The sequence below is a fragment of the Metapseudomonas boanensis genome (genome assembly GCF_042232855.1).
Classification (GTDB): Bacteria; Pseudomonadota; Gammaproteobacteria; order Pseudomonadales; family Pseudomonadaceae; genus Metapseudomonas; species Metapseudomonas boanensis.
This window is the reverse complement of sequence record NZ_CP113889.1, coordinates 1438433-1456621: the sequence shown is the minus strand read 5'-3', so window position 1 is coordinate 1456621 and position 18189 is coordinate 1438433. Positions and strand designations below refer to the sequence as shown.

Here is an 18189-nt window from a genome sequence, read left to right as displayed (position 1 = left end):
ATGAGGGGCTCCCCGCATCAGCGGCCCTGCAGGGCGTCGACCCGCAGCCGGCGTTCCAGCAGGCGGAAGGCACGCACCAGGATGTAGGCAAGCAGCAGATAGTACAGGCCGGCGGCGAAGAAGATCTCAACCGGCATGTAGGTGCGGGCGATGATGGTGCGTGCCATGCCGGTCAGTTCGAGCATGGTCACGGTGCTGGCCAGGGCGCTGGCCTTGACCATCAGGATCACCTCGTTGCTGTAGGCCGGCAGGCCGATGCGCGCCGCACGCGGCAGGATGATGTAGAACAGTGCCTGCGCCCGCGACATGCCGAGCGCTCGTGCCGCCTCGATCTCGCCTGGCGGAACCGCCTGGATGGCACCACGCAGGATCTCCGCAATATAGGCCGCGGTGTGCAGCGTCATGGTGATGACGGCGCACCAGAAGGGATCGCGCAGGTACGGCCAGAGCGGCCCTTTGCGTACGACATCGAACTGCGCCAGGCCGTAGTAGACGAGGAACAGCTGCACCAGCAGCGGCGTGCCGCGGAAGAAGAATATGTAGCCGTAAGGCAGGGCGCGCACGTACCAGTGTCGGGACGCACGGGCGATGCCCATGGGCAGCGCGAGGATCAGGCCGGCGATGACGGAGATCGCTACCAGCTCCAGGGTCAGCAATGCCCCCTGGGATAGCTGCGGCAGGTACTTGATGATGACTTCCCAGTTCATGCTGCGCTCCGCTTGAAGCCACGGCCTGCGCGCTTCTCCAGCCAGTACAGGCCGATCATCGCGAGGATGGTCAGACCAAGGTAGATGAAGGCAGCGACCATGTAGAAGGTGAACGGCTGCTTACTCGCGGTAACCGCGATCTGCGAGCGGCGCATGATCTCTTCGAGGCCGATGACGGAGACCAGTGCGGTGTCCTTCATCAGGATCATGAACAGGTTGCCCAGGCCCGGCAGGGCGATGCGCCACATCTGCGGCAGGATCAGGCGCCAGAGGATGCGACTCTTGGACAGGCCCAGGGCCATACCGGCTTCGCGATGCCCCTTGGGAATGGCCAGGATGGCGCCGCGGAACACTTCAGTGGCGTAGGCGCCGAAGCACAAGCCGAGGGCGATGGTGCCGGCGGCGAAGGCGTTGAGCTCCAGCCCCGGCATGCCTAGCCATTCGCCCAGCGAGTTCATCAGGTTGACCGTGCCGAAGTAGATCAGCAGGACCCAGAGCAGTTCGGGGACGCCCCGGACGAGGGTTGAGTAGGTGCCGCCGAGCCATTGCAGAGGCTTGACGGGGGAAGTCTTGGCCAGCGCACCGAGCAGGCCGAGCACCAGACCCACCGAGAGCGCGGACAGCGCCAGCTTGATGGTCATGAGTGTGCCCGCGGCTAGGGCAGGACCGAATCCGTAGAGATCTAGGGTCATAGGAGGTCAGGTGCCGGTGCCGCCATCAGGCGGCACCGGTGGGCAGGTCAGTAGATGCTGAAGGGGAAGTATTTGTCGTTGATCTTCTTGTAGGTGCCGTCAGCGACAATTTCCTTCAGTGCGGTGTTCAGCTTCTCACGCAGTGGGTCGCCCTTGCGCACGGCAATGGCGATCTTGTCGTTGTCGAACACTGGGTCGCCTTTGAACTCGAAGTCCTTGCCGGCGTCGCTCTTCAGCCATTCCCAGTTGACGAACTTGTCGGCCAGCACGGCATCGACACGGCCAGAGGACAGGTCGAGGTAGGCGTTTTCCTGGGTGTCGTAGAGCTTGATGTCGACGATGTCGGCCATGTTGTCTTCCAGCCAGGTGCCAGCGATGGTTGCTCGCTGGGCGCCGATTACCTTGCCTTTCAGGCTGGCCTTGTCGGTCTTGAATTCGGTGCCTTTCGGGGCAACGAACTGCAGCTTGTTGGTGTAGTAGGGGTCGGTGAAGTCAACCGCCTGCTTGCGCTCTTCGGTGATCGACATGGAGGCGGCGAGGAAGTCGAACTTCTTCGCGTTCAGGGCCGGAATGATGCCGTCCCAGTCGGAGGTGACCACTTCACACTCGGCCTTCATCTTGGCGCACAGGGCTTGGGCGATCTCGACGTCGAAGCCGCCGACCTGGCCGCTGGCATCGATCAGGTTGAAGGGTGGGTAGGCACCTTCGGTACCGATCTTCAACTTGTCGGCGGCTACGGCGCTGGTGCCGAAAGCCAGGGTTGCGGCTGCAGCCAGCAGAATCTTCTTGTAGTTCTTCATGCGATCTTGCTCCGTGTTTAGCGATTGCTGGACATGAATTGTTTACAGCGCGCCGATTGCGGGTTTTCGAACACCTGCTGCGGCGGACCCTGTTCCTCCACCAACCCCTGGTGGAGGAACACCACTTCGCTGGACACATGACGGGCGAAGTTCATCTCGTGGGTGACCAACAGCATAGTGCGGCCTTCTTCAGCCAGCGCGCGGATCACGTTAAGCACTTCTTGTACCATCTCGGGGTCGAGCGCCGAGGTGGGTTCGTCGAACAGGATGACCTTGGGTTGCATGGCCAGGGTTCGGGCAATGGCCGCGCGTTGCTGCTGGCCGCCGGAAAGCTGGGTGGGGTAAACGTGGCGCTTGTCGCCGATGCCGACCTTGGCCAGCAGGGCCTCGGCCATTTCGGTGGCTTCTGCCTTGCTCTGGCCCAGTACACGACGCGGGGCCTCGATGATGTTGTCGAGCACCGTCATATGCGGCCAGAGGTTGAAGTTCTGGAACACGAAGCCGATCTCGCTGCGCATGCGGTTGATCTGCTTGTTGTCTGCGGCGACCAGTTCACCGGACTTGCTGGGCTTGAGCTTGAGCTCTTCACCTGCGACGAAGATCTGCCCCTGGTGTGGGTTTTCCAGCAGGTTGATGCAGCGCAGGAAGGTGGACTTGCCGGAGCCGGAGGAGCCGAGAATCGAGATGACGTCGCCGTCTCGTGCGGTCAGGGAAATGCCCTTGAGCACTTCAAGGTCGCCGTAGCGTTTGTGCAGGTTGCGGATTTCAAGCGCAGGCGTGGCTTGGGCCATTAAGGGGTCCTCTTCTTGTTCGGGGCGCTCCGGCGGCTATTTGCAGCCATCCTGGCGATGCGGGAAGCTAGCACAGCGGTTTGTTGAGCGCCAAGCGTGCAGCGGGCCCCGGACAGGCTCTGCGGTCGAGGTTGTCGCATCGCTGCAGTTGGTTGTCGCGGAATCGGAAAAGATAGGGCGGATGTGGTCGGGGCGTCCGGCAATCCTGTTGCGCGATATCGTTCTCGTAGGAGCGAGCTTGCTCGCGAACCGGACCTTTTCGCGAGCAAGCTCGCTCCTACGGTTAAGGCGGGGACCGCGCCCCGGAAAGCAAAAAGCCCCAGCACATGGCTGAGGCTTTTTGTTCGGTATTAGTGGTGCCCAGGGACGGAATCGAACCGCCGACACGGGGATTTTCAATCCCCTGCTCTACCGACTGAGCTACCTGGGCAACGGGGCGCTATTAAACGGATTTGCCGGGGGGGAGTCAAGCGCCTTTTGAAAAAAATTTAGTTATTCCGGGCGCTTACGCGCTTGGGGGTACATAACCCTCGGCTTTGGCGTACTCCTCGCCGGAAAGGAACTTGTCCATTTCCGTCTGGAGGAACTTGCGATCCTCGGCATTCATCATGTTCAGGCGACGCTCGTTGATGAGCATGGTCTGGTGCTTCTGCCACTCGTCCCAGGCTTTCTGCGAGACGTGGTTGAAGAGGTCCTCGCCCTTGGCGCCCGGGTATGGTGGACGTGCCAGGCCTGGCAGTTCCTCTTTGTATTTGCGGCACATTACGGTGCGAGTCATGACATCTCTCCTGCGTTCAACACGTCGGCGGCGCGCTTGAGCAGCTTCTTCACCGGAGCGGCGAGGCCCAGGCGCGGCGGGGTGGCGAGGTTATACCAGAGCCAATCGCCCTCGGCCACGGCGGGGGCGCTGCCCGTCACCTGGACCAGCCAGGGCTCGATGGCCAACTGGAAATGACTGAAGGTGTGGGTCAGGCCCGGCAGTTCACGGCATTCGCCCAAGCTGAGGGCGTGCTGGTTGGCGAGCGGAGCGAGGGCGTCGAAGTCGTCCAGCTCCGGCAAGCTCCAGAGCCCGCCCCAGAGGCCGCTGGAAGGGCGCCGATAAAGCAGGATGGCGCCGTCGCGGGTGGCCAGTAAGGGCATCAGCGTGCGTTTCTGTGGAATTGCCTTGCGCGGTTTGGGCGCAGGATAGGCGGTCTCCCGGCCAAGTTGGTGCGCCTTGCAGCCGCTCTGCAATGGACACAGCAGGCAGCTCGGCTTGCTCCGGGTGCACAGGGTCGCGCCCAGATCCATCATCGCCTGGGTGTAGTTGTTCACACGGGTTTGCGGGGTGAAGCGTTCGGCGACATCCCAGAGTTGCTTGGCCACCTTTGGTTCGCCGGGGTAGCCCTCCTGGGCGACATAACGAGCCAGCACGCGCTTGACGTTGCCGTCGAGGATCGGCGCGCGCAGGCCCATCGACAGGCTGGCGATGGCGCCGGCGGTAGAGCGACCGATGCCCGGCAGCTCGGCGAGCTGATCGACATCGCGGGGGAACTCGCCGCCGAATTCGGCGACCACGCGTTGCGCGGTCTTCTGCAGGTTGCGCGCGCGCGTGTAGTAGCCGAGGCCGGTCCACAGGTGCAGGACTTCGTCCTCCGGTGCGTCGGCCAGGGCCTGCACGCTGGGCAGGACTTCCATGAAGCGGTCGAAGTAGCCCAGTACGGTGCTGACCTGGGTCTGCTGCAGCATGATTTCCGATACCCAGACGCGGTAGGGCGTGATGCCTAGCTGCCAAGGCAGGTCCTTGCGGCCGTGACAGTCGTACCAGTCGAGGACGGCGTTGGAGAACTGCTCAGGGGTCATTGTTTGAACAGCCCCTTGAGTGCGTCCTTGAGTTCCGGGCTGACCTTGTCGCCCAGTTTCTCTTCCAGCTTCTCGTTCAGCTTGTCGCCGGCCAGCTTGGCAGCGACTTTGCCCATGCCGTCCTTGTCCAGGCGGCAGGCCTTGGCACCCAGTTCCAGCGGGCCGCGGCAGCGCAGCGGCCACTCGATGCCAGCGTAGCGTTCATTGACCTGGCAGGCCGGGTCCGGCATTTCGCTCTTGTCGCCTTCGATGGTGATGCCCAGGCGATAGTCGAGGCCGAGGACGCGCAGGTCGACATCGCCGTTGCCCTGGACCGTGAGCCCTGGAATACGGGCCTTGAGGTCGGGGTTGTTGGCGACGCCATTGTGGAAGACGAGCGAGCCTTTGAGCTCTTCGAATGGCGTTTCCTTGCCGCCATGGCCGTTGCTCAGGACTTTGCGGTTGAGCGTGGCGATGCCTTGGCAGAGTTGCAGTTCGAGGTTGGCGTCGAGCAGGGCGCCGTCATTCAGTGCGAAGCTGGCGGTGCCGTTCAGGCCGTCGATCCAGGCTTTCATGCTGTTGCCGCTGGTGCTGATATCGGCATTCATGTCCATCTGGCCTCTGACCGGTGGCTTCTGCTCGATGGCTTTGAGCAGCTGGTCCACTGGGACGTTGCTGACGCGCTTTTTCGCCGTCATCAGCGGCACGGCCGGGCGCACGTCGATCTGTGCGCTGGCCTGGTAGTTGCCGTCGAACAGCTCGCCGCGCATGTCTTCCAGGGTCACCAGGCCGCCCTTGCTATTGGCCTTGAGGCTGACGTCGCTCATCGGCAGCTTGTTCACGGTGAGCTGGCCGAAGTTCAGCGTGGCCTCGAGGTCCAGCTTGCGCAGCTGGTCCACGGGCAGGACCGGGTCTTCGCTCCAGGCTTGCTGGGTCGGGGCGTTGGGCAGCGGTGTATTGCCCTGGCTGGCCGCGTCGACGGTGCTTTTTACTTCGGCCTGGCGGGCAGTGCTGGCAACAGCCTTTTCCTTCTCCTTAGCCTTGGGGGGCAGGTAGCGATCAAGGTCGAGTTGGTCGCCCTTGAGCTGCACGCGGACGGCCTTGTTGGCAAAGCTGGCGACGGCGACGCGACCGCTGAGGGTGCTGCCATCGAGTTTGAGATTGAGCCCCTCGAAGGCAATGCTGTCCGGGCTGCCGGCAAGCTTGGAGACCAGCTCGAACTTCTGCAGGCTGGCTGCATCGCTCATGGGGGGCAGCTCGACGCCTATGCCATCGAGGAACTCCCGCAGGTTGAGCGGGGCGATGGACAGCCCGCCTTCCAGGCGCGCGGTCTTGTCCAGGTCGTGCACCTTGAGTTCGCCCAGAGCGCGCAGCTGGTTGGCCGAGAGCTTGAGGCTGTCCCATTCGGCGACGTTGGCGGCCAGGTCGGCCAGCAGTTGGCCCTGCGCGCTGAAGGCGACGGTCTTGCCCTTGAGCGGCTCGCCGGAGGCCTCGCCGTTGAGCTTGAGGTCTTCGAGCTGGTAGCGCTTGAGGGCACGATCGAAGCGTAGCTTGGCAGTGAGCTCGGTCTTGGCGCGCAGCACAGGTTGATTGGTACCGAAGAAGGCGCTGAGCTTGAGCGGGATGCTGGCGCCTTCGCGGATGGCGCCCGTGGTCAGCTCGATGCCTTCGGCGCTGAACTGCTGTCCGCTCTTGGCGTCGGTGTAGTCGATGCGTGCGTTGTGGACGGTGAGGCTGTCGATGTCGAGTTTGATCGGCCGAGACTCTTGCTTCGCAGCGGGGGCCTGGGCCGGCTGGTCTGTCGGCGCAGGGCTGCCGGCGGGCGTGGAGGTTGGGGCCTTGGCGGGACGGCCGATATCTTCCCAGTTGCCTTGGCCCTTTTCGTCGCGCTGCAGGGTCAGGTTGAGCCCTTCGACGCGGATGTCGCTCATCTGCACTTCGCGACGCAGCAGCGGCAGCACGCGGACGGAAAGGCCGATCATGTCGAGGTCGGCGAAGGGTTTTTCAGGCGTCACGGCGCTGGCGAGGGTGGCCTGATGCAGTTCGAGGCCCAGCCACGGGAAGAGGCTCCAGCCGATGTCGCCTTTCAGGGTGAGTTCCAGGTTGGCCTTGTCGCGGGCCAGTTGCTGGATCTCGTCCTTGTAGTCGTTGGGGTCGAACAGGTGGGTCAGGGCGAAGCCCAGGGCCACGATGATCAACAGCAGCCCGAGGAGGGTTAGGCCCAGGATTTTGCCGAAGGCTTTCATTGACCGGTCCTTGTGATGGATCGTTGGATTTCAAGTCGCCGAGTATAGCGCCGGGTCAAAGGCGATGGCGTGTGGCGGCCGCTGGCTCGGTTTGCGGCAGTTGGGTCTTTGGAGGGCAAAAGCGGCCGACGGTTCAGCGCGATGTGGCGCAGGTTGGCGCTGAACGTGGTGAGGGCCAGCAAAGCGGCGTGGTAATAGGTGTTGGGCTTCGCGGTGCCCTGCCCAACCTGCGGCGCGGGCATGCACATGCTGCAGGAGCGAGCTCGCTCGCGAAGCGCCTGTCCTGTTCTTTCCGGTTCGCGAGCAAGAACTCGGTGTCCCCTCGATCCTGCGAGAGGTGGTTGTTCAAAGTGGGTCCAGTGGCAGGTGCAGGCGCGCTGCCAGGGCCTGGGTTTCCAGATGGTCGCGCGGTGCGGCGAGGTGCAGCGGCTTGCCGGCTTCACGGGCCAGGCGCGTGGCTTCATCCACCAGGCGGCGGCCCACGCCGCGTTGGCGGGTGACCTTGCGTACGCAGAGGTGCGATAACCGCCAGTGGTCTTCGTTTTTTTCCAGCAGCGCGGCGCCCAGCAGGCGATCGTTGAAGCGCCCCGCCAGCAATTGGCCGCGAGCGATGGCCTGCCCGATCAGTTCCGCGGCGTCGGCGAACGGCGGCAGGAGCCAGTCCGGCGCATCGGCATAGATCTTCTCCAGGTCGCTGCGATCCTGCGCGGAGGGGGCGCTGACGGTTTCGACGATCACGGGCATGGCGGCTCCAGGAGGCGATTGCGGGCGGGGCGGGCAGTGTAATCCCCGCCGACCGCTGTCGGTAGCCGCGTCCACAGGCTGCGGCCTATAATGGCAAACTTTTTTCGTGAGCCTTTTTTGTGGAGCTGGTGATGGCCGAACGTACGGCGTCCGTCGAACGCAACACCCTGGAGACCCAGATCAAGGTCTCGATTAACCTGGATGGCACTGGTAAAGCACGCTTCGATATCGGCGTGCCCTTTCTGGAGCACATGCTCGACCAGATCGCCCGCCATGGACTGATCGACCTGGACATCGAGTGCAAGGGCGATCTGCATATCGACGACCACCACACTGTCGAAGACGTCGGCATTACCCTCGGTCAGGCCTTCACCCAGGCCATCGGCGACAAGAAGGGCATCGTCCGCTACGGCCACTCCTATGTGCCGCTGGATGAGGCCCTGTCGCGCGTGGTGATTGACTTCTCCGGTCGCCCGGGCCTGCAGATGCACGTGCCGTTCACCCGCGCCGTGGTCGGTGGATTCGACGTCGACCTGTTCCAGGAGTTCTTCCAGGGCTTTGTCAACCACGCCCTGGTGAGCCTGCATATCGACAACCTGCGCGGGCACAACACCCACCACCAGATCGAAACCGTGTTCAAGGCCTTCGGCCGTGCCCTGCGCATGGCCGTCGAGCGCGATCCGCGCATGGTCGGGCAGATGCCTTCCACCAAGGGCGTGCTCTGATGCAGACGGTTGCAGTCATCGATTACGGCATGGGCAACCTGCACTCGGTTGCCAAGGCCCTCGAGCACGTCGGTGCCGGCCGTGTGCTGGTTACCAGCGATGCCAGCGTGATCCGCGAGGCGGACCGCGTAGTCTTCCCGGGTGTGGGCGCGATTCGCGACTGCATGGCAGAAATCCGTCGCCTCGGCTTCGACACCCTGGTGCCCGAAGTCAGCAAGGATCGTCCGTTTCTCGGCATCTGCGTCGGCATGCAGGCGCTGCTGGAGCACAGTGAGGAGAACGACGGCGTCGATTGCATCGGCCTGTTCCCTGGCCAGGTGCGCTTCTTCGGCAAGGATCTGATCGAGGACGGTGAGCACCTCAAGGTGCCGCACATGGGCTGGAACGAAGTGCAGCAGACGGTCGACCATCCGCTCTGGCACAGCATTCCGGACCTGGCGCGTTTCTACTTCGTGCACAGCTATTACATCGAGGCCGGCAATCCCAAGCAGGTAGTCGGTCGCGGCCACTACGGCAAGGACTTCGCCGCTGCCCTGGCCGAGGGTTCGCGCTTTGCGGTGCAGTTCCACCCGGAGAAGAGCCATACCCACGGCCTGCAGTTGCTGCAGAACTTCGCCGCCTGGGACGGGCGCTGGTAAGCCCATGAGCCGGACGAAGAAGGCACCGACCCTGCGACTCGACGCCGAGCAGACCCAAGGCGCCGTGCTGGCGATCAAGCGTTTCATGGCGGACCGCTTCGAGCTGGAGCTGGGCTCCTTCGAGGCTGAGGAACTCCTGGATTTCTTCGCTCAGGAGTTCGCGCCGCATTTCTACAACAAGGCGATTTCCGACGTGCAGGCGCACCTGAAAGACAGGTTCGAAAGCATCGAGAGCGACTTGTGGGCGCTCGAGAAGAGCTGAGCGCCGATCCCGATATCACTGACTTCGAACAGGTTGAACCGATGCTGATTATCCCCGCTATCGATCTGAAGGACGGCGCCTGCGTGCGTCTGCGCCAGGGCCGTATGGAAGATTCCACCGTGTTCTCCGACGACCCGGTGAGCATGGCCGCCAAGTGGGTGGAGGGTGGCTGCCGTCGCCTGCACCTGGTGGACCTGAACGGCGCCTTCGAAGGTCAGCCGGTCAACGGTGAAGTCGTTACCGCCATCGCCAAGCGTTACCCGAACCTGCCGATCCAGATCGGCGGCGGCATCCGCTCGCTGGAAACCATCGAGCACTATGTGCGCGCTGGCGTGAGCTACGTGATCATCGGTACCAAGGCGGTCAAGCAGCCGGAATTCGTCACCGAGGCATGCAAGGCGTTCCCCGGCAAGGTGATCGTCGGCCTGGATGCCAAGGACGGGTTCGTCGCCACCGACGGTTGGGCCGAAGTCAGCACCGTGCAGGCGGTCGACCTGGCCAAGCGTTTCGAGGCCGATGGCGTAGCCGCGATCGTCTACACCGACATCGCCAAGGACGGGATGATGCAGGGCTGCAACGTCGAAGCCACTGCTGCCCTGGCCGCTGCCAGCAAGATCCCGGTGATCGCCTCGGGCGGTATCCACAACCTCGGCGATATCGAGAAGCTGCTGGCCGCCAAGGCCCCGGGCATCATCGGTGCCATCACCGGCCGTGCCATCTATGAAGGCACCCTGGACGTCGCTGAGGCCCAGGCTTTCTGCGATAACTACAAGGGTTAACAAGCATGTAGGGTGGGTTAGCCGCGCAGCGGCGTAACCCACCGAAGGAGCCCCGATCAGCGAGGCTGATGGGTATCGCTTCGCTCCGCGGAACGCCGCCCGACCCATCCAACGAGAACACAGTTATGGCACTGGCAAAACGCATCATCCCTTGCCTCGACGTCGACAACGGCCGCGTGGTCAAGGGCGTCAAGTTCGAGAATATCCGCGACGCCGGCGACCCGGTGGAAATCGCCCGTCGCTATGATGAGCAGGGCGCTGACGAGATCACCTTTCTCGACATCACCGCCAGCGTCGACGGCCGCGACACCACTCTGCATACCGTCGAGCGCATGGCCAGCCAGGTGTTTATCCCGCTGACCGTGGGTGGCGGCGTGCGTACCGTGCAGGACATCCGCAACCTGCTCAACGCGGGTGCTGACAAGGTGTCGATCAATACCGCCGCCGTGTTCACCCCTGAGTTCGTGGGCGAGGCCGCCTCGCGCTTCGGCTCACAGTGCATCGTGGTCGCCATCGACGCGAAGAAGGTCTCCGCCCCTGGTGAAACACCGCGCTGGGAAATCTTCACCCATGGCGGGCGCAAGCCCACTGGCCTGGATGCCGTGGCCTGGGCTTCGAAGATGGAAGACCTGGGTGCCGGCGAAATCCTGCTCACCAGCATGGACCAGGATGGCGTCAAGAGCGGTTATGACCTCGGCGTCACCCGCGCAATCTCCGAGGCCGTGGGCATCCCGGTGATCGCCTCCGGCGGCGTCGGCAATCTCGAGCATCTCGCCGCAGGCATTCTCGAAGGCAAGGCCGACGCCGTTCTGGCGGCGAGCATCTTCCACTTCGGTGAGTACACCGTGCCGGAGGCCAAGGCTTACCTGGCCAGCCGTGGCATCGTGGTGCGCTGAGCACGATTCTTGCGTCCCTCTCTTCCAGGCTGCGCCGCGTGACGGAATTCGCAGCCTGAGCTGCTGATGCCCGAATCTTGCGACAGCGAGGTTAAGCTCAGCACATTTCCCATCTCCCCTGGAAGGTAGTCGTAAATGCCGAAACGCTTGCTGCTCGCCCTGGCCGGTACCCTGATGGTGCTTGCTGGCGCGGCTCGTGCCCAAGTGGATGAGAATTACAGCGTCGTCCTGCTGACTGAAAACTTCCCGCCGTACAACATGGCAATCAACGGCAAGAACTTTGCCCAGGAAGACAATATCGATGGCATCGCCGTCGACATCGTGCGCGAGATGTTCAAGCGTGCCGGGGTCAAGTACAGCCTGACCCTTCGCTTCCCCTGGGATCGTATCTACAAGCTGGCGCTGGAAAAGCCGGGTTATGGCGTGTTCGTGACCGCGCGGCTGCCAGAGCGTGAGCAGTCCTTCAAGTGGGTCGGCCCGATCGGTCCGGATGACTGGATCCTGCTGGCGCCCGGCGATAGCCCAATCAGCCTGGCCAGCCTCGAAGAAGCTCGGAAGTACAAGATCGGCGCCTACAAGGGCGATGCCATTGCCGAATACCTCGCCCAGCAGAAGCTGGAACCCATCACGGCGCTGCGCGATCAGGAAAACGCCAGGAAGCTGGAAAAGGGCCAGATCGACCTCTGGGCCACGGGCGATCCGGCAGGACGCTACCTGGCCAAGCAGGAAGGTGTTGCCGGCCTGAAGACCGTCCTGCGCTTCAACCAGGCCGAGCTGTACCTGGCGCTGAACAAGGAGGTGCCGGATGAGGTTGTCCAGAAGCTGCAGGCCGCGCTCGACCAGATGCGCAGCGAAGGTTTCGTCGACGAGATCCTCAATAGCTATCTGTAAGACCCCAGCGACCGGCCACAAGCCGGTCGCTTGCCATGGAAGGCAGGACGGATCGTGTCGTACGTCTGTGGGCTCTGGCCCATGCAGGGACGCCGCTAGCCACAATCACAAATCCAAGCGAGCGGTATGACAATGCAGAAGTTGATCCAACGTGCCCTGACCTTGGGCCTGATGTGCTTCGCCTTTGGGGCCCGCGCCGAGTTGCCGGCCGACTACAAGGTGGTGTTGCTCACCGAGAATTTCCCGCCCTTCAACATGGCGGTGGACGACAAGAACTTCGCCCGCGATGACGGTATCGACGGTATCAGCGCGGATATCGTCCGCGAGATGTTCAAGCGGGCCGGCGTCAATTACAGCCTGACGCTGCGCTTTCCCTGGGACCGCCTCTATCGCCTGACCCTGGACAAGCCGAACTACGGGCTGTTCTCGACCACCTTCACCGCCGAGCGTCAACCGCTGTTCAAATGGGTTGGTCCGATCGCCAAGACCGGCTGGGTACTCCTGGCGGCACCGGGCAACAACCTCAGCGTCAAGGACCTGAAGAGTGCCGCGCAATACCGCATCGGTGCCTACAAGAACGATGCGGTCAGCCAGCATCTGGAGAGCCAGGGCATCGCGCCACAGAACGCGCTGCGCGACCAGGAGAACGTGAAGAAGCTGCTCAAGGGGCAGATCGACCTGTGGGCCACCACTGACCCGGTTGGGCGTTACCTGGCCAAGCAGGAAGGTGTCAGCGGTCTGCAGACGGTGCTGCGCTTCAATGAAGCGGAGCTGTACCTGGCCTTCAACAAAGACACCCCGGACGAGGTGATCGAGCGCCTGCAGAAAGCGTTGGACCAGATGCGCAGCGAAGGCTTCGTCGACGACGTCACGCAGAACTATCTCTGAGCAACTCCGCTCTCCCTCTGGGAGAGGGCCGGGGGTGAGGGAAGTCCGAGCCTGCTCGGAGCTTGGAGGGCAGACCTTCGGCCTGCTTTCGCGAATGAATTCGCCCCCACAAGGAACCGTCCCGCACCTACAACTGGTTCTTGTAAACCCCGCCTTTGCCATGGGCCGCCATGGCGCGGTTGCCGCGCAGGGCGATGAGCATTTCCACGTCGATCAGTTCGATGCCCTGCGCGCGTAATCGCGGCAACTCGCGTTCCAGCAGCTCAAGGGTCGCCGGGTAAGGATGGCCGATCATCACGGCTGAACCCTGCTTGCGTGCCAGCTTCAGTCCGGCGGTGAATTGTGAAGCGATGGCCGCAGGGCTGGGGTCGTCGTCCAGGAAAATATCCCGCGAGAGGCTGGCCAGGCCGATCTTCTGCGCTTCGGCGGCCGCCACGGTTGTGGCGCTGGTGCGGCTGTCGATGAAGAACCGGTGCTGCTGTTGGAGCGTTTTCATCAGCCAGGCCATGGCCGGACGCTGCGACGTCATGCGACTGCCCATATGGTTATTCAGGCCGCGCGCGTGGGGGACGCGTTGCAGGGCTGCTTCCAGGCGGTGCTGCAGTTCCTCGATGGGCAGTTGCGGATGCCAGGCGTATGGGCCGTCGGCCGGGTCCATCGGCAGGTGCAGCATTACGGTCTTGCCGGCGGCGTAGGTGGCTTCGGCCAGCTCAAAGGCGTGGGGCGTGTCCGGGATTATGGCGAGGGCAACTGGACCGGGCAGGGCGAGAACGCGGCGGTCGCGTGTCGGCGTTTGCCCGAGGTCGTCGATGATCAGGGCGATGCGCGCCGGTGGGTTCGGCGCGCTGGTCTGTTCGACCGCCAGACAGTTCCCGGCTGCCAGCACGCCAAAGCACAGCGTCAGCAGCCAGGTTCTGCAGCGCACTTCAGTTCTCGCGAGTGACGTTCAGGCCTTTCAGCAGGTTCAGGGCCTGGCTCAACTGGTAGTCGTCGTCCTGCGGGCGCGGCTGCTTGCTCTGTACCTTGTCCGCGCTGGGGCGATCCGCACCGCCATTGCCATTGCCGAGGTGACCGGCAAGATCGGCTTCCTTGAAGTTTTCGCCGTCCTGTTCACGGGTCACCTTGGCGCGCGTCACCTCGATGTCGGGCACGATGCCCTGGGCCTGGATGGAACGGCCGTTCGGGGTGTAGTAGAGCGCAGTGGTCAGCTTCAGCGCGCGGTCGTTGTTCAGCGGCAACACGGTCTGCACCGAGCCTTTGCCAAAGCTGTCCGTACCCATCAGCACGCCACGCTTGTGGTCCTGCAGGGCGCCGGCAACGATCTCCGCGGCCGATGCGCTACCGCCGTTGATCAGCACTACCAGCGGCACGCCCTCGCTGGCGTCGGCCGGGTCGGCGGAGAAACGCAGTTCGGAGTTGGCGATGCGGCCCTTGGTGTAGACGATCAGGCCTTTCCTGAGGAAGTGGTCGGAGACTTCGACCGCGGCCTGCAGTACCCCGCCGGGGTTGTTACGCAGGTCGAGGACCAGGCCACTGAGTTTCTTGTTGCCGTTTTCCTTGCGCAGCTTGGCCAGCGCCTTGCCGACCTCTTCGCCGGTGTTGACCTGGAACTGGGTGATGCGCAGGTAGCCGTAGGTGTTGTCGAGCAGTTGGCTCTTCACGCTCTTGACCTTGATCACCGCGCGGGTCAGTTTCACGTCGAACGGCTGGCCGCCGTCGCGCACGAGGGTCAGGACGATGCTGCTGCCGGCTTTGCCGCGCATCTTGTCCACCGCTTCCATCAGCGAGATGCCCTTGGTGGGCTGGCCGTCGATCTTCACGATCAGGTCGCCGGGCTGGATGCCGGCCTTCGACGCCGGAGTGTCGTCGATGGGCGAGACGACCTTGACGAAGCCGTCCTCGGCGCCCACTTCGATACCCAGGCCGCCGAACTCGCCGCTGGTGCTTTCCTGCAGCTCCTGGAAATCTTCCGGCTCCAGGTAGGCCGAGTGCGGGTCGAGGTTGCTGAGCATGCCCTTGATGGCATTTTCCAGCAGGGTTTTGTCATCCACCGGCTCGACGTAGGCGGATTTGATCCGGTCGAGGACCTCGGCGAAGGTGCGCAGCTCATCCAGGGGCAAGGGTGCCTTGCCGCTCACCGCTGGCGCGGGAGGGGTTGCCGGCTCCCCGGCGGCCATGGAGTACTGAGCGCCGCCAAGCAGCACGAGCGCCATGGCCAGGGGTGTGAGGCGGGACAGATGCGGCATGCGAACTAACTCCTGCTGAATGAGGTGGCGCTTATCCTTGCGCTCGGCACCACTGTGCCGGGTCGGTTGGGCGGCCCTGTTGGCGAATGGCGAAATAAAGGGCTGGCGTTTCCTGCCCGCCGCTGGCGCCGACGGTCGCGATCGATTCGCCGGCCTTCACCACATCGCCGGCGTTCTTCAGTAAACGTTGATTGTGGCCGTAAAGGCTCAAGTAACCATTGCCATGGTCGAGGATGACCAGCAGGCCGGCGCCCCGCAACCAGTCCGCGAATACCACGCGGCCACCGTGCACGGCGCGTACCTGGCTACCAGCGGGAGCGCCGATCATTACGCCATCCCATTTGGTCCGCGAGTCGCCGCCGCGAGCTGAGCCATAGCGGGCCACCAGGCGGCCATCCACCGGCCAGGGCAACTGGCCGCGGGCCTTGGCGAAGGGGCCGCCGAAGTTGCCGCCGGTGCTGGAAACCAGCGGGCCGCTGGTCGAGGGCTTCGAGCCGGATGGCTGTTCACGCAGCTGGCGCTGTTGTTCGGCAAGGGCGCGTTTGCGTGCTTCTTCGGCTTCGCGCGCTTCCCTGGCCTGGCGGGCCAGGGTCTCTTCGATGGTCTTGAGTACCTTGGCCAGGTCGGCCTGTTCTTCCTGGCGCGACTTGAGCGAGCGGTCGCGCTCGCCGAGGTCCTTGTTGAGCTTGGCCAGTGCCAGTTGGCGCTCCTTGCGCAGTTCGGCGAGCTGCTCTCGACGACCTTCCAGAGCGCTTTTCTGCTCGTTGAGCTGGTTTTGCTGATCGACGATGTCGCGCTCGACGTTGCTCAGCTGGCGCAAGGTTTCATTGAAGGCGTTGAGCTGCTCCAGGCGGGCCTGGCTCAGGTAGTCGTAATAGGTGAGGGTGCGGGCGAACTTCTCGGGGTGCTGCTGGTTGAGCAGCAGTTTGACGTACTCCTGACGCCCGCTCTGGTAAGCCGCACGGGCCTGGATAGCGATCAGTCGCTGCTGTTCAAGGCGCGCGTCCTGGAGTTTTTTTTTCTCCTCGTTCATGCGCCTGACTTCGCCTTCGCTCTTTTCGAGCTCCTGCTGCAGCTCCTTCACCTGCTGCTCCAGGTTGCCCATTTCCGTCTCGGACTTCTTCAGCTCCTGCTGGACACCGGATTTTTCCTGTTGGATTTGCTGCAGCAGTTTTTTCAGCTCGGCAATGTCCTTCTCGGCTTGCTGGAGCTGTTGCTGGGTTTCGGCGCGCTGGTCGGCCATGACCGGACCGATCAGGCTGACAAGAACTGCGAGTGTGAGGGCGCGAAACATGGGGCAGGCGGCACCTGGGGAAAGGACTGGCCTAGTATGCCCGTCGCGCACGGCAAAAAAAACGCCCCGGGCCGAGGCTTCGGGGCGTTTCCTGATGACACGCGTGGAATTCGCGCGGTCGGCGTCGCTTATTTCAGTTCGATGATGCTCTTGCCGGTCATTTCCGCAGGTACCGGCAGGCCCATGAGGGTCAGCATGGTCGGTGCCACGTCCGCCAGCACGCCGCCCTCGCGCAGGCTCACGGCGCGCTTGCCGACATAGATGAAGGGCACGGGCTCACAGGTATGGGCGGTGTGTGCCTGGCCGGTGACTTCGTCTTCCATCTGCTCGACATTGCCGTGGTCGGCGGTGATCAGCGCTTCGCCACCAACCTTGTCCAGTGCGGTGACGATGCGGCCCATGCAGGTGTCCAGGCATTCCACGGCCTTGACCGCAGCTGCGAAGACACCGGTGTGGCCGACCATGTCGCCATTGGCGTAGTTCACCATGATGACGTCGTAGCGCTGGTTCTCGATGGCGTCGACGATCTTGTCGGTGACCTCGGGAGCGCTCATCTCAGGCTGCAGGTCATAGGTCGCGACCTTGGGCGAAGGAATGAGGATGCGCTCTTCGCCTTCGAAGGGCTCTTCGCGGCCGCCGGAGAAAAAGAAGGTCACGTGGGCGTACTTCTCGGTCTCGGCGATGCGCAGCTGGGTCTTGCCGTTCTTGGCCAGGTATTCGCCCAGGACGTTGTTCAGGGGCTCCGGCTTGAAGGCGCTGGGGGCCGGAATGTTCGCGGCGTACTGGGTCAGCATGACGTAGCCGGCCATCTTGAGCTCGCGCTGGCGCGGGAACTCCCTGAAGCCTGGCTCGACGAAGGCGCGCGACAGTTCGCGGGCACGGTCGGCGCGGAAGTTCATGAAGATCACGGCGTCGCCGTCTTCCACTTTCACGGCCTCGCCGATGCGAGTGGCCTTGACGAACTCGTCACTCTCGCCGCGCTCGTAGGCGGCGGCCAGGCCTTCGGTGGCGCTGGTGGCGGTGAACTCCGCCTGGCCTTCGGTAATGAGGTTGTAGGCAGCTTCCACGCGGTCCCAGCGATTATCGCGGTCCATGGCGTAATAACGGCCGATCAGGCTGGCGATGCGGCCTTTGCCCAGACGGGCGAACGTGTCATCCAGCAGCTTGATGGAGGGTTCGGCGCTCTTCGGGGGGGTGTCGCGGCCATCGAGGAAGGCATGCAGGTAGATCTTCTCGGCACCGCGCTGGGCGGCCAGCTCGGCCATGGCAACCAGGTGATCCTGGTGGCTGTGCACGCCGCCTTCGGACAGCAGGCCCATGAAGTGTACGGCCTTGCCGGCGGCGACGGCCTTATCCACAGCTCCGGTGATCTCGGGGTTGGTGAAGAACTCGCCATCGCGGATCGCCTTGGTCACACGGGTGAAGTCCTGGTAAACCACGCGGCCGGCGCCGAGGTTCATGTGGCCGACCTCGGAGTTGCCCATCTGCCCGTCCGGCAGACCCACGTCCATGCCCGAGCCGGAGATCAGCCCGTGGGGCTGAGTGGCGCGCAGGCGGTCGTAGACCGGCGTGTTCGCCGCAAGGATAGCGTTGTACTTGGGGCTGTCACTGTGACCGAAACCGTCCAGGATGATCAGGACAAGGGGTTTTGGCGTGGCTGTCATAAGTCCGACTCGTCTGCGGCAAAGGGAAGAGGATTGGTCCGGTGGGGCCCCGGAAAAGGTCCGGCATTTTACGGTCAAGTTCCGCTGGCGTCACCGCTGGACGGG

19 protein-coding genes and 1 tRNA gene are annotated in these 18189 nt (G+C 63.5%); 7 read left to right on the top strand and 13 right to left on the bottom strand.

Annotation, left to right across the window (positions count from 1 at the left end; translation table 11 throughout):
• Nucleotides 1-17 precede the first annotated feature (17 nt).
• From OXH74_RS06675 to OXH74_RS06635, 9 genes are all read right to left on the bottom strand, one after another.
• Nucleotides 18-707 (bottom strand): ABC transporter permease, encoded by a 690-nt coding sequence (locus tag OXH74_RS06675; RefSeq protein WP_215371957.1) that lies wholly within the window; start codon nt 705-707, stop codon nt 18-20.
• Nucleotides 704-1399: an ABC transporter permease gene (locus tag OXH74_RS06670; protein ID WP_215371955.1), complete on the bottom strand. Its 696-nt coding sequence runs from the start codon at nt 1397-1399 to the stop codon at nt 704-706. The genes OXH74_RS06675 and OXH74_RS06670 overlap by 4 nt, the downstream gene beginning before the upstream one ends.
• Nucleotides 1400-1446: 47 nt before the next feature.
• A complete protein-coding gene (locus OXH74_RS06665) occupies nt 1447-2199 on the bottom strand; it encodes an ABC transporter substrate-binding protein (protein ID WP_375740568.1) in 753 nt (250 codons plus the stop codon).
• A 17-nt stretch (nt 2200-2216) separates the two neighbouring features.
• Nucleotides 2217-2990, bottom strand: coding sequence for an ABC transporter ATP-binding protein (locus tag OXH74_RS06660; protein ID WP_215371950.1), 774 nt, complete (start codon nt 2988-2990; stop codon nt 2217-2219).
• A 354-nt stretch (nt 2991-3344) separates the two neighbouring features.
• A tRNA-Phe gene (locus OXH74_RS06655) sits at nt 3345-3420 on the bottom strand.
• 75 nt (nt 3421-3495) lie between these two features.
• Nucleotides 3496-3768 carry an oxidative damage protection protein gene (locus OXH74_RS06650; RefSeq protein WP_215371948.1) on the bottom strand — a complete coding sequence of 91 codons (273 nt, stop codon included), beginning with the start codon at nt 3766-3768 and terminating at the stop codon, nt 3496-3498.
• Nucleotides 3765-4832, bottom strand: a complete 1068-nt coding sequence (mutY, locus tag OXH74_RS06645) for an A/G-specific adenine glycosylase (RefSeq protein ID WP_375740567.1) — start codon at nt 4830-4832, stop codon at nt 3765-3767. The genes OXH74_RS06650 and mutY overlap by 4 nt, the downstream gene beginning before the upstream one ends.
• Nucleotides 4829-7057 carry an AsmA family protein gene (locus OXH74_RS06640; protein WP_375740566.1) on the bottom strand — a complete coding sequence of 743 codons (2229 nt, stop codon included), beginning with the start codon at nt 7055-7057 and terminating at the stop codon, nt 4829-4831. Before OXH74_RS06640 ends, mutY begins: the two co-directional genes overlap by 4 nt.
• A 345-nt stretch (nt 7058-7402) precedes the next feature.
• Nucleotides 7403-7801 carry an acetyl-CoA sensor PanZ family protein gene (locus OXH74_RS06635; RefSeq protein ID WP_375740565.1) on the bottom strand — a complete coding sequence of 133 codons (399 nt, stop codon included), beginning with the start codon at nt 7799-7801 and terminating at the stop codon, nt 7403-7405.
• A 131-nt stretch (nt 7802-7932) separates the two neighbouring features.
• On the opposite strand from OXH74_RS06635, the gene hisB reads away from it, so the two are divergent.
• From hisB to OXH74_RS06600, 7 genes are all read left to right on the top strand, one after another.
• Nucleotides 7933-8526 carry an imidazoleglycerol-phosphate dehydratase HisB gene (hisB, locus tag OXH74_RS06630; protein WP_137821381.1) on the top strand — a complete coding sequence of 198 codons (594 nt, stop codon included), beginning with the start codon at nt 7933-7935 and terminating at the stop codon, nt 8524-8526.
• Nucleotides 8526-9164 carry an imidazole glycerol phosphate synthase subunit HisH gene (gene hisH / locus OXH74_RS06625; protein WP_215371939.1) on the top strand — a complete coding sequence of 213 codons (639 nt, stop codon included), beginning with the start codon at nt 8526-8528 and terminating at the stop codon, nt 9162-9164. Before hisB ends, hisH begins: the two co-directional genes overlap by 1 nt.
• Nucleotides 9165-9168: 4 nt before the next feature.
• Nucleotides 9169-9426, top strand: a complete 258-nt coding sequence (locus OXH74_RS06620) for a DUF2164 domain-containing protein (protein WP_375740564.1) — start codon at nt 9169-9171, stop codon at nt 9424-9426.
• Between the two features lie 41 nt (nt 9427-9467).
• Nucleotides 9468-10205 carry a 1-(5-phosphoribosyl)-5-[(5-phosphoribosylamino)methylideneamino]imidazole-4-carboxamide isomerase gene (gene hisA / locus OXH74_RS06615; protein WP_215371935.1) on the top strand — a complete coding sequence of 246 codons (738 nt, stop codon included), beginning with the start codon at nt 9468-9470 and terminating at the stop codon, nt 10203-10205.
• Between the two features lie 125 nt (nt 10206-10330).
• The gene (gene hisF, locus OXH74_RS06610) at nt 10331-11101 is read left to right on the top strand and encodes an imidazole glycerol phosphate synthase subunit HisF (RefSeq protein ID WP_215371933.1); all 771 of its coding nucleotides are present in this window, start codon (nt 10331-10333) and stop codon (nt 11099-11101) included.
• A gap of 135 nt (nt 11102-11236) precedes the next feature.
• On the top strand, nt 11237-11992 hold the full coding sequence (locus tag OXH74_RS06605) for a substrate-binding periplasmic protein (RefSeq protein WP_375740563.1): 756 nt from the start codon (nt 11237-11239) through the stop codon (nt 11990-11992).
• 132 nt (nt 11993-12124) lie between these two features.
• Nucleotides 12125-12880 (top strand): substrate-binding periplasmic protein, encoded by a 756-nt coding sequence (locus OXH74_RS06600; RefSeq protein ID WP_375740562.1) that lies wholly within the window; start codon nt 12125-12127, stop codon nt 12878-12880.
• A 127-nt stretch (nt 12881-13007) separates the two neighbouring features.
• Here OXH74_RS06600 and OXH74_RS06595 read toward each other — a convergent pair whose 3' ends face one another.
• The 4 genes from OXH74_RS06595 to gpmI form a co-directional block, all read right to left on the bottom strand.
• Complete coding sequence (locus tag OXH74_RS06595) at nt 13008-13805, bottom strand: divergent polysaccharide deacetylase family protein (protein ID WP_375740561.1); 798 nt, start codon at nt 13803-13805, stop codon at nt 13008-13010.
• A gap of 1 nt (nt 13806) precedes the next feature.
• Nucleotides 13807-15126: a S41 family peptidase gene (locus tag OXH74_RS06590; protein WP_375740560.1), complete on the bottom strand. Its 1320-nt coding sequence runs from the start codon at nt 15124-15126 to the stop codon at nt 13807-13809.
• A 31-nt stretch (nt 15127-15157) separates the two neighbouring features.
• Nucleotides 15158-16420 carry a murein hydrolase activator EnvC family protein gene (locus OXH74_RS06585; protein ID WP_375740559.1) on the bottom strand — a complete coding sequence of 421 codons (1263 nt, stop codon included), beginning with the start codon at nt 16418-16420 and terminating at the stop codon, nt 15158-15160.
• Between the two features lie 128 nt (nt 16421-16548).
• Nucleotides 16549-18084, bottom strand: coding sequence for a 2,3-bisphosphoglycerate-independent phosphoglycerate mutase (gene gpmI, locus OXH74_RS06580; RefSeq protein WP_375740558.1), 1536 nt, complete (start codon nt 18082-18084; stop codon nt 16549-16551).
• Nucleotides 18085-18189: the final 105 nt, after the last annotated feature.